General features: G+C 62.2%; 10 protein-coding genes and 2 pseudogenes. 1 reads left to right on the top strand and 11 read right to left on the bottom strand.

Annotated elements, in window-relative coordinates:
- Positions 1-103: 103 nt before the first annotated feature.
- The 3 genes and pseudogenes from IHE30_RS09075 to IHE30_RS09085 all read right to left on the bottom strand — a co-directional run.
- Entirely contained in the window at positions 104-1,321 is a 1,218-nt protein-coding gene (locus IHE30_RS09075; protein WP_337690004.1) for a DUF3443 domain-containing protein, read from the bottom strand.
- Positions 1,322-1,337: 16 nt separating this feature from the next.
- On the bottom strand, positions 1,338-1,841 hold the full coding sequence (locus tag IHE30_RS09080) for a DUF2844 domain-containing protein (RefSeq protein ID WP_337690006.1): 504 nt from the start codon (positions 1,839-1,841) through the stop codon (positions 1,338-1,340).
- Between the two features lie 216 nt (positions 1,842-2,057).
- Positions 2,058-2,156: pseudogene (locus IHE30_RS09085) on the bottom strand (protein phosphatase CheZ); the annotation flags it as partial.
- A 435-nt stretch (positions 2,157-2,591) separates the two neighbouring features.
- Between IHE30_RS09085 and IHE30_RS09090 the strand changes: the two are divergent.
- Entirely contained in the window at positions 2,592-3,656 is a 1,065-nt protein-coding gene (locus tag IHE30_RS09090) for a glycosyltransferase family 4 protein (RefSeq protein WP_337690008.1), read from the top strand.
- Here the strand turns inward: IHE30_RS09090 and IHE30_RS15155 are convergent.
- The 8 genes and pseudogenes from IHE30_RS15155 to hpaE all read right to left on the bottom strand — a co-directional run.
- Positions 3,571-3,870, bottom strand: coding sequence for an H-NS family nucleoid-associated regulatory protein (locus tag IHE30_RS15155; RefSeq protein ID WP_443193633.1), 300 nt, complete (start codon positions 3,868-3,870; stop codon positions 3,571-3,573). The genes IHE30_RS09090 and IHE30_RS15155 overlap by 86 nt on opposite strands.
- Positions 3,786-4,583: pseudogene (locus tag IHE30_RS09100) on the bottom strand (Cof-type HAD-IIB family hydrolase); the annotation flags it as partial. The gene IHE30_RS15155 and the pseudogene IHE30_RS09100, both read right to left, overlap by 85 nt.
- Before the next feature lie 107 nt (positions 4,584-4,690).
- On the bottom strand, positions 4,691-5,587 hold the full coding sequence (locus IHE30_RS09105; protein ID WP_337690039.1) for a BadF/BadG/BcrA/BcrD ATPase family protein: 897 nt from the start codon (positions 5,585-5,587) through the stop codon (positions 4,691-4,693).
- A 120-nt stretch (positions 5,588-5,707) separates the two neighbouring features.
- Positions 5,708-5,920, bottom strand: a complete 213-nt coding sequence (gene rpsU / locus IHE30_RS09110) for a 30S ribosomal protein S21 (protein ID WP_041752963.1) — start codon at positions 5,918-5,920, stop codon at positions 5,708-5,710.
- A 416-nt stretch (positions 5,921-6,336) separates the two neighbouring features.
- Positions 6,337-7,137, bottom strand: a complete 801-nt coding sequence (gene hpaH / locus IHE30_RS09115; RefSeq protein ID WP_337690011.1) for a 2-oxo-hept-4-ene-1,7-dioate hydratase — start codon at positions 7,135-7,137, stop codon at positions 6,337-6,339.
- Positions 7,138-7,168: 31 nt separating this feature from the next.
- Positions 7,169-7,558, bottom strand: coding sequence for a 5-carboxymethyl-2-hydroxymuconate Delta-isomerase (locus tag IHE30_RS09120; RefSeq protein ID WP_337690012.1), 390 nt, complete (start codon positions 7,556-7,558; stop codon positions 7,169-7,171).
- A 28-nt stretch (positions 7,559-7,586) separates the two neighbouring features.
- A complete protein-coding gene (hpaD, locus tag IHE30_RS09125; RefSeq protein ID WP_337690013.1) occupies positions 7,587-8,438 on the bottom strand; it encodes a 3,4-dihydroxyphenylacetate 2,3-dioxygenase in 852 nt (283 codons plus the stop codon).
- Position 8,439: 1 nt separating this feature from the next.
- Positions 8,440-9,722: 5-carboxymethyl-2-hydroxymuconate semialdehyde dehydrogenase (hpaE, locus tag IHE30_RS09130; protein WP_337690014.1), on the bottom strand; the 1,283-nt coding region annotated here is incomplete at its 5' end.

The following is a 9,722-nucleotide window of genomic DNA, read 5'->3' on the forward strand; positions in this document are numbered from 1 at the left end:
GCGCTCGGCAAAGATGATGAAACGCGCCGATAGTCGGTAACGGCAAGCAGGTAAGACCGGTAGCCGTGCGGGTGTACAGCCACCGGCCATGCAGTGCATCACGTCAAAATGCCACATAGGGACCATTACCTGATGGCGTGGACTTGCCGCTGATTGCCACCGCCACGCGCCGCCCATAGAAAAACGGCATGCCTAGGTCGAAGTAGCGGGGCATCGGTCCGGCTAGATCGTTGAACGCAAACGTATTAGGCGTGCTGAGCAGCATCGACGCATTGCCTACATTGAGATGGACGGCCTGGGCGGCACCATTCGCGCCCTTCACGGTGATGGTTTTGACCTGTTGGCCGGGCGGGCAATAGAACGGGTTGCCGGAGCCGCACGCGGGCAACGACGCGTCGGTGAAGAACAGACCGTTGGAACCGGTATCGGTGAACGCGGTGATCGTCGAACCGTTGTACGTCGCGCTAAAACTACCGAAACCATCGGTGGTCAATACCATCGCACTGCTGCCCAGCCGGTTGTTGGACGCGGTGCCGATACCCAGCAACAAGGTGCCGCTGGCCGAAGACTGCCCCGAAGGGCCGATCGCGGGCATATCGACGATTACACCATTGTTATCGATTGGCATGTTCGCCACCGGGTTCGCGATCTGTTGGGCAAGCGGCACGACGGTTGGCACGCAGCTGGATGCACTCGCGCAATTGAAGTAGGAGCTGGCGGCCGCATTGGCCGCGCATTGGTTGCCGCAATCCACGGCCGCCGCCCCGACACCGAGAATGCCGCGAGCATGCAACTCCGACGTGGCGTTCTCCGAGCGGCCCACGACGCAGTCGGACGGCACCGCCGGAAAATTGGGATCGCCGATTAACTGGATCGGGATCGCACTGGCGGTCCGCCGACCTAGCGTCACGTCGGCAATGCGCACCGAGCCGAACGAATACCCGTCCGCGAACAACGCGCACGATGCGAGCGGCGCATTCGAATTGGGCACGGTGGCCTGCTGCAGCGCGCTGCGCAATGCGGGTGACAATTCCGCGGCGACTACCCGCAAGCCATACGAGCCCGTGTCGAGTTGGATGTTGTCAAGCGTCTGGCACTGCGCGGCGTTGCCGGCCGCGCAGAGGGTGACGGACACGGTGCCTATGTTGGCCACCCGATCGAGCCCCTTCGCCACCATGATCGGCACGACGTTGTCTGCCAGAGGGGCGGAACTGGCCGCCGAATTAGAATTGCCGCCGCTTCCGCAGGCGACCAGCGTCATGGCGCCCACGAGCACCGCGGCGCACCATGCGAGCCCGCGAAGTGTATTGACTAGGGTCACGATAGCACTCCTGCGTTCAGCGGATATCCGCTTCGGTTATGCCGGCTGGCAACGCCCGCGGTAGGAAGGCCTGCCCGCTGAAGTCGCCCATGTGCCCGCCCGAATGAACGACTAGCTCGCCGCTGCGCATCTGCACTGGCCCGTGGCCGCCCTGGTAACGGCGTTGCGCCTGGATATCGTTGACGTACTGTGGGAAGTAGGTGCCCAGTAATGTGCGCATGTCAGGCATTTGAGGCCCGGACCAGGCAATGCCGAATACAGTGCTATCGGCGATGTACTCGCGCACCACGGTGCCGGTGGGTAGCGTGGTCTGCTGCACGGTATAGGCAGAGGTCGTTGCGCTGGCACCGGAAGCCATCGATGGCGATGCGGCAACGGCCGCGCGCAGCGTGGCCTGGCTGGATGCGGCGCGGCTCGCGTAGCTCGGCGCGCCGCCAAGGGCGGCGTATGCGTCGTGCGCCACCAGTACCATGCCGAGCGCGGCACCAGCTAGCGCGGTGCACGCTGTTTGGGTCTTCATTTTGATTTCCTCCTTGAAACACTGCCTTTTCACCGGTTTCCCGGCACGCCCAGGCCATGTACGCGATGTGACAAATCACACCCGAGTTCGTCGGTGCCGCCCGAAGCCGTTGACGGCGCACCGTCGGGGCTTGCGCCCGTGGTGCCCTGTTCCTGTTTCAATGGGTTGCAATCGCGCGCGGCGACGCATGGTTGCGCGCCCCTCTTCCACTCAATCTCAGAACCCAAGACTGGCCAATAGATCATCGACCTCGAACGGGTCAGTGACCACGTCGGTACGTCCTTCGGGATTGATCTACGGACCATCAAGCATGGCTCGACGAACTCCCCGTCGAAGGATGCGTCATGTGCGGCGGCGAGCTGCTTACGCTGGTCGGTCGGCATGTTCTCGAGCCACGGCGGCCATGCACTCGCAAGCCGGGCCGGAACTTGCTATTGTTCCACCCCGCGGTCGAGAGCGGCATGTAAGGCCCGTTGGATTGTGTGTTCATGCGACGCAATGGATCGGAATGCAAGGTTGCGCCGATGTTTCGTGCTGTAACAATATTAAGGGTTTGAAAAATTGCTCGAATTTCTCGCTCTCGCCTCGATAATGAAACTTCCGATCGCGATGTCGCGATCCGTCGGGCTGACTGCGACTGCGACTGCGACTGCGGCACGCCGGCGGCCCGATTCGCCGATTTTTTTCGCGTTGCCCACACGCAGCGCCTTCAACGAGGCGCAGGGCGATTTTTTGTAAGGAGAGCACGCAATGCGTATCGCACAAATCGCACCGCTGCACGAAGCCGTGCCGCCCAAACTCTATGGAGGCACCGAGCGCGTGGTGTCATACCTGACGGAAGGGCTGGTGGAGCTGGGGCACGATGTGACACTGTTCGCGAGCGGTGATTCACGCACTTCGGCACGCCTTGAAGCGGCGTGGCCCCGCGCATTGCGCCTGGACCCGTCCATCCGCGATTGGATGGCACCGCATATGTTGATGCTCGAACAGGTGCGCCGCGTGGCCCACGAGTTCGACATTCTGCATTTTCACCTCGATTATTTGCCGTTTCCTCTGTTCTCGCAGATCGACACCCCGTTCGTCACCACGCTTCACGGACGCTTAGACCTGCCGGAGCTGCAACCGATCTTCGACAGCTTCCCGCAGGCACACGTCATTTCGATCTCGGATTCGCAGCGCGGGCCGCTACCGCGTGCCGGGTGGGTCAATACCATCTATCATGGGCTACCGGAAAGCCTGCTCGTGCCGCAAACAGACATCAAGCCGACGTACTTGGCGTTCCTGGGCCGCATCTGCCCGGAAAAGCGCGTCGATCACGCGATCCGCATCGCCGCACAGGCCGGTCTGCCGCTGAAAATCGCCGCCAAGGTCGACAAGGTCGATCGCGAATATTTCAAGAGCGAAATTGAGCCTTTGCTCTCGCTCGGCGATGTTGAGTTCATTGGCGAAATCAACGAAGCGCAGAAGCCGGCTTTCTTGTCCGGCGCGAAGGCGTTGTTGTTCCCAATCGACTGGTGCGAGCCGTTCGGCCTGGTCATGATCGAATCGATGGCATGTGGCACGCCGGTGATCGCTTTTAACCGCGGCTCAGTGCCCGAGGTGGTCGAGCACGGCGTAACCGGCTTCATTTGCGAGGATGTCGACGGCGCGGTAACCGCGTTGTCGCAGGTAGAAGCGCTGTCTCGCCAGCAAATCCGCGCGCGCTTCGAGCAGCGCTTCACGGCGCGGATCATGGCACAGCATTACGTCGACGCGTATACGTCGCTGGCGCGCGGTGCGCGCCAGCCGATGCTGCGCAAGGTCGCGGCCGGCTGACAGAGGCGCCCGCGTGGCGGCACGGGATTAAGAAGCGCTCACGGTGCTTGCCCGCGATCCATTCGGGCGGTCTGCCGCGCTCGCTCCACGTCTTGCCGGTGCGCAGGTCCTGATACGCTCGCGCTGCGGCGCGAACAATGCGCGCAAATGGTGGGCGACACCGGCCTCGAAATTGTTGCCGATGCGCGGGACATGAGGTAGCCGCGCGGTCAATTCGGGGTTGGCGTTGCCCATCATGAACGGGTGCCCGACCGACTCCAGCATGTCGATGTCATTCATGTTGTCGCCGAACGCAATGCACCGTTCGGCGGGCAGGCCAAGCTGCTCGAGCACGAATGCCAGCGCACGTCCCTTCGACACGCTGGCGGCCATCACCTCGAGGCAATCGGGCAGCGAATACGTCACGTACAACGCATCACCGAAATGCCGAGCCAGATTACGCTCGACCATGCCCAGGTCAGCGGCGTCCCCGATATACAGTACCTTCGCCACGCCTTGACCATCATGTGCCGCAAGGTTGGCGACCTCGTAGCGAAATCCGGAATCCTGATGGAACGTCAACAGCTGAGGCGCTTCGCGATCGATCAGCCATGCATCGTCGACAAACAAGTTGACGATGACACGGCCGTGCGTGCCGGCGATATTGGGCGCCACCAGTCGCTTGACGATATCCGGGGGCAGGTCGTGCGCGTGAAGGCGGTTGTCCTGCGCATCGTGCACGCGCGCGCCGTTGGAAGTGACCAGATACGGCCGGATGCCGAGCCGGTCACGGATCCCCGCCACGTCGCGGAAATGTCGCCCGGTCGCGATCACGAAATGCAGGCCGCGCGCTTGCAGCTCCTGCAGCGTGGCGACAGTAAACGGATCGACCTGGTGATCGCTATTGAGTAGCGTGCCATCCAGATCAGTGGCAATGACTTGGTACATAGATAGGCCACGGAGAGCGAAGCACGCCGGCGCAATACGGCCTGCATGCATGGCGCGCGGGCTACTCGCGCGCGAAACGCGCTAAAGCATACCACTTTAACGTCACTTCAACGCGGCACGCTCGACGATTGTGCAGCGGCCATCGATGCCAGCTGCAACGCGCCATCGGCCGAATCTCCGGCCGGCGGTACGAGGCGCGCCCTCACCTCGGCTCTGACATATTTCGCCATCGGCAACGCCAGACCGCCACATAGCGCCACCGGCAGGTTCTCGCCGGCGTCCAGTGCGGCAACCATCGCATCGATATTGCGGCCGGCCTCGGCAAGCAAGCGCGCGGCAAACGGGTGGTCGGCGTGCGCCAGCACGGTCGGCGCGAGCGCGGCATAGCGCGACTGGGTAGCACGGGTACACCAGCTCACCAATGCATCGCGCGCTCGCACATCGGCTCGAGCTAGCAGTGCGCGCGCGAAGTCATCGAGTACCGTGCGGCCGTCCAGCGCGCGTTGTGCATGCACGATGGCACGCAAGCCAAGCCAGGCGCCGCTTGCTTCGTCACCCGATGGGAATCCATAGCCACCGGCTACCCTAAACTGGCGCCGTGCATCGAGCACTGCGCCAATGCTGCCCGTGCCCAACGCAACGACGACGCCCGGCGCGCCGCGATGCGCGCCCAGCAAGGTCGTGTATGCGTCGCTCTCCACCGCCAGACGCAACAGCGGTGGCGCAGCTTCGCTAAATGCGGCACGCCATTGTGGCTGGTTAACCCCGGCAAGCCCGCAGCCCAGCACACAATGGGTCCAATCCACTGGCTCGCCGAGTTGCGCGAACGCCTGCGCCGCGGCATCGCCGATCGCACGCCATGCCACGTCACTGCCGAGCATCAACGCAGACGGACCCGCGCTGGCACAGGCCAACACCGTACCGTCGGCCGACGCGACCCGCAGCCGCGTGCCGCTGCCCCCGCCGTCCACGCCGACCAGATACCAAGCCTGTCGCCGATTCATTGCCATTGCCGCGGTCTCGGGCCCCACATCATCGACGCCCAGACGACAAATGGCCCATGTCCACCGGACATGGGCCATTTGAATCGATGCGTATGCGCCTGAGGGGAGCCAGCAAGCCGTTTAGTGGAGCTTCTTCGGCAGTTGCTGGCTACGCAGGCGACGTTGCAGGCGCTTGACCGCAGCGGCCTTCTTGCGCTTGCGCACAGCCGTCGGCTTTTCGTATGACTGGCGCTCGCGCAACTCGGCGATCAGGCCATTGCGCTCGATGGTCCGGCGAAAGCGGCGGATCGCCACTTCGAACGGCTCGTTTTCCTTGATAACAATCGTGGTCATGTTGTCCCTGGCTGGTTCAATACGTTCATCGCCCTGTCGCCTTGCATCGCCACTTCCCGCCCCCCGCTTACGCACGACACGGAGAGGCTCAATGGTTACCACAGCCGTATTGACGTGCCCGGAAAACCGGACCGCAACTGCGCTGGCCGCACGATGGCAGGCCAAGTCCTCAGGGAATACGGGGGAAGCAAACGCGCAGGCGGGCGCGATGAGAAGCGGTGGAACACCGGAACAGGTCAACCGGGACACCCTTCTCATTTTAAAGCGAGGGAGGATAGCATAAACCGCAGCGTTTTTCCAGCGTCCCAGATCATCGCAGTGTGAATCCTCGTCGCAACAATCAGCGCCGCTGTCGGTGTACGTTAGGGCCCTCACGCCTGGATCAGGCACAGGCGGGCATCGCCGGCCGGTCTCGGTCAACCGAAATAGCACGAAATCGTGCCAAGCGATCCGTAGTCGATGTTGAAAGTATCGCCCTTGCGAGCCAGGCACGGCCGCGTGAACGAGCCGCCGAGCACGACATGGCCTGGTTCCAGCGCGACGTCGAACGGATACAGCTTGTTGGCCAGCCACGCGACGCCGTTGGCAGGATGGTTCAGCACACTGGCGGCCACGCCGGTTTCCTCAATTACACCGTTGCGCGACATGATTGCGGCAACCCAGCGCAGGTCGACGTCGCGTGGCTTAATCGGGCGGCCGCCGAGCACCACGCCGGCATTGGCGGCATTGTCCGCGATCGTGTCGCACACCTTGCGCGGGCGCTTCGTGTCCGGGTCGATCGGGTGACTGCGCGCGTCGATGATCTCCAGCGCCGGGATCACGTAGTCAACCGCGTCGTAGACGTCGAACAGCGTACATGCCGGACCACTGAGCCGCTTACCCAGCACGAACGCGAGTTCGACCTCCACGCGCGGCACGATGAACCGGTCGACCGGCACGCTCGAGCCTTCGCCGAAAAACATGTCGTCCAGCAACGTTCCATAGTCCGGCTCGTCGATCTGCGACGAGTATTGCATGGCCTTGGAGGTTAGACCGATCTTGTGCCCCTTGACCATACGTCCGCGCGCCAGCTTCTTGGCGACCCATGTGCGCTGGATCGCATAGGCGTCGTCGATGGTGATCTGCGGGTAGTCGAGCGAAATCTGCCGGATCTGCGTGCGCGAACGCTCGGCCTCGTCCAACTGCGTTGCAACGCGTTCAATGAGGGTCGCTTTCATGCGGGGTCCAAGATTCAGAGAGAGGTCAAGCTCACGCATGGCGGTACCGCGCGTGCAGGTTGTTGTGCTTATAGGTGCCAGCTTCGCTGAATTCGACCACCTCCATCGACAATGCCAAGTAGCGCGTGGCGAACAGCGCCGCGAAATGGGCGTCGATCGCTGCGAACAACGCATCACATACTTTTTTCTTCGTCGCCTCGTCGCGCCCCGCGCCAATCTTCAGTGTCACATGGACGAACGCATCGTCACCGCTGCCGTCGGCGATCCGATAGTCGTCCAGCGCGATCGCCCGCGAACGGATCCCGCCGATTGGAAACACTCCGTTCTGCGCAATCAACGTGTCGTTGATCGTGGCGAGAAGCTCGCCAATGCGGGCTTCGGCGCGCAAATTGGCCGTATATTCGACAATGACATGAGGCATCGATCCACTCCTGGGTCAACGGTCCGGGTCACCACGGCAGCGGAAAGATCGCATTGATCTGGCCGGTGCCGGAACTCGCGAAGTAATCCGTCACGATCTCAACTGGCTGGTCGTAGCGGTCCCAGCCGAGCAGCCCCAGCAGCATCGCGGTGTCGTGCATGCCGCCTTCGCCATGGCAATGAGCGTTATATTCAGGAAGCATTTTGCAGAAGGTAGCGAAATCGCCCTGCTTCCATAACTGGACCACGCGCAGGTCCACCTGACGGAAAAATTCCTGGCTGATATCGTGGATCGACTCCTCCGGCGAGCCGTTGTCGTTGAAGCGGTGCGACAGCGAGCCACTCGCTAGAAACGCGACATTGGCGTCGCTGCGCGCGATCGCCTCTTTCAACGCTTGGCCGAAGCGCCGGCTCTCATCTAAGGTATGCCATGCGCATCCACCGGCGATCGACACGACCTTGAAGTGCTGGTCGCCGTTCATGTACCGCATCGGCACCAGCGTGCCGTATTCGAGCCCCAAGCTATCAATCTCGTGCGCGCGCGTGTGCACGCCGTACTCGGTCGCGGTCTGAGCGATCAACCGTCCCAACGCGGGATTGCCCGGATACGCATACGTCATGTCCTTGATGAAGTGCGGCAACTCGTTGCTCGTGTATGTTCCTTGAAAACGGGCGTTGCAGTTGACGTGATAGCCGGCATTGACCAGCCAGTGCACGTCGGAAACGATAAGGGTATCGACGTTTAGCGCTCGGCAGCGCTCGCCGATGATGCGATGGCCGTCAATGGCCGCCTGCCGGCAACCGTGGTGCTTGCCGGGCAACTCGGACAGGTACATCGACGGCACGTGGGTGATCTTGGCTGCGAGCGAGAGCTTGCCCATGTCACACGCCCCATTTCGGAATGGGATGCGAACCCATCGAGATGCAGACGTTCTTGACCTCGGCGAATACCTCAAAGCTGTAATCGCCGCCTTCGCGGCCTGTTCCGGATTCCTTCGTGCCGCCGAACGGTTGGCGCAGATCACGCACATTCTGGCTGTTGACGAACACCATGCCGGCTTCAATGCCGCGCGCAAGCCGATGGACCTTGCCCACGTCTTGCGTCCAGACATACGACGCCAGGCCATACTTCACGTCGTTGGCCATCGCCAGGCCGTCGTCCTCATTGTCAAACGGGATCAAACACGCGACCGGTCCAAAAATCTCCTCCTGCGCGACCCGCATCCGGTTCTCGACATGAGCCAGCACCGTCGGACGGACAAAGTTGCCGTTGCTCAGGTGCGCGGGCAACCCCTGCGGCTTGTCCGCGCCGCCGGCGAGCACCGTGGCGCCTTCCTGCTCACCCAGCCGGATATAGCCAGTGACTTTTTCCCAGTGCGCCTGGCTAATCATCGCACCGAGATGGGTTTGTTCATCCATTGGGTCACCAACGATCAAGTTATTCGCACGCCGTGCAAATTCACGCGCAAAATCATTGTACACCGTGCGCTGCACGAAGATCCGGGAGCCAGCCGTACAGCGCTCGCCATTGATCGAAAAAATCGTAAACAGCGCTGCGTCCAGTGCGCGCTCCAGATCGGCATCGTCGAATATCAGCACGGGCGATTTGCCGCCCAACTCCATCGAAAACTTCTTCAACCCGGCGCGCTCGATGATCTTCTTACCCGTCGCGGTACCGCCAGTGAACGACACCGCACGCACGTCAGGGTGGCGCACCAGCGCATCGCCCGCGCTCGCGCCGTAGCCTTGCACCACATTGAACACGCCGGCCGGGATGCCAGCCTCGCGGGCCAGCATGCCAAGCTGGTCCGCGGTCAGCGGCGAGAGTTCCGACATTTTCAGCACTGCGGTATTGCCCAGCGCCAAACACGGCGCGCTCTTCCACGTCGCGGTCATGAACGGCACGTTCCACGGCGAAATCAATGCACAGACGCCGACCGGTTGGTACAGCGTGTAGTTCAGCATCTGATCATCAACCGGGTACGTGCGCCCGTTCATCTGCACGCAGACCTCGGCAAAGAAATTGAAATTTTCCGACGCGCGTGGAATCAGCTGCTTGCGGGTCTGCGCGATCGGCAAACCCGTGTCGCAGGTCTCCAGTTGCGCCAACTGTGGCACGTTCTGCTCGATCAACGCACCCAGCCTGCGCATCAGTCGCGCACGCT

Origin of the sequence: Mycetohabitans sp. B46, assembly GCF_037389205.1 — a bacterium.
Classification (GTDB): domain Bacteria; phylum Pseudomonadota; class Gammaproteobacteria; order Burkholderiales; family Burkholderiaceae; genus Mycetohabitans.

Excerpts from the sequence above, each read along its gene's own strand:
- hpaH (WP_337690011.1), bottom strand. The coding sequence starts at position 7,137 with ATGAAAGCGACCCTCATTGAACGCGTTGCAACGCAGTTGGACGAGGCC.
- hpaD (WP_337690013.1), bottom strand. The coding sequence starts at position 8,438 with ATGGGCAAGCTCTCGCTCGCAGCCAAGATCACCCACGTGCCGTCGATG.
- rpsU (WP_041752963.1), bottom strand. The coding sequence starts at position 5,920 with ATGACCACGATTGTTATCAAGGAAAACGAGCCGTTCGAAGTGGCGATC.
- IHE30_RS09080 (WP_337690006.1), bottom strand. The coding sequence starts at position 1,841 with ATGAAGACCCAAACAGCGTGCACCGCGCTAGCTGGTGCCGCGCTCGGC.
- IHE30_RS09105 (WP_337690039.1), bottom strand. The coding sequence starts at position 5,587 with ATGAATCGGCGACAGGCTTGGTATCTGGTCGGCGTGGACGGCGGGGGC.
- IHE30_RS09090 (WP_337690008.1), top strand. The coding sequence starts at position 2,592 with ATGCGTATCGCACAAATCGCACCGCTGCACGAAGCCGTGCCGCCCAAA.
- IHE30_RS09120 (WP_337690012.1), bottom strand. The coding sequence starts at position 7,558 with ATGCCTCATGTCATTGTCGAATATACGGCCAATTTGCGCGCCGAAGCC.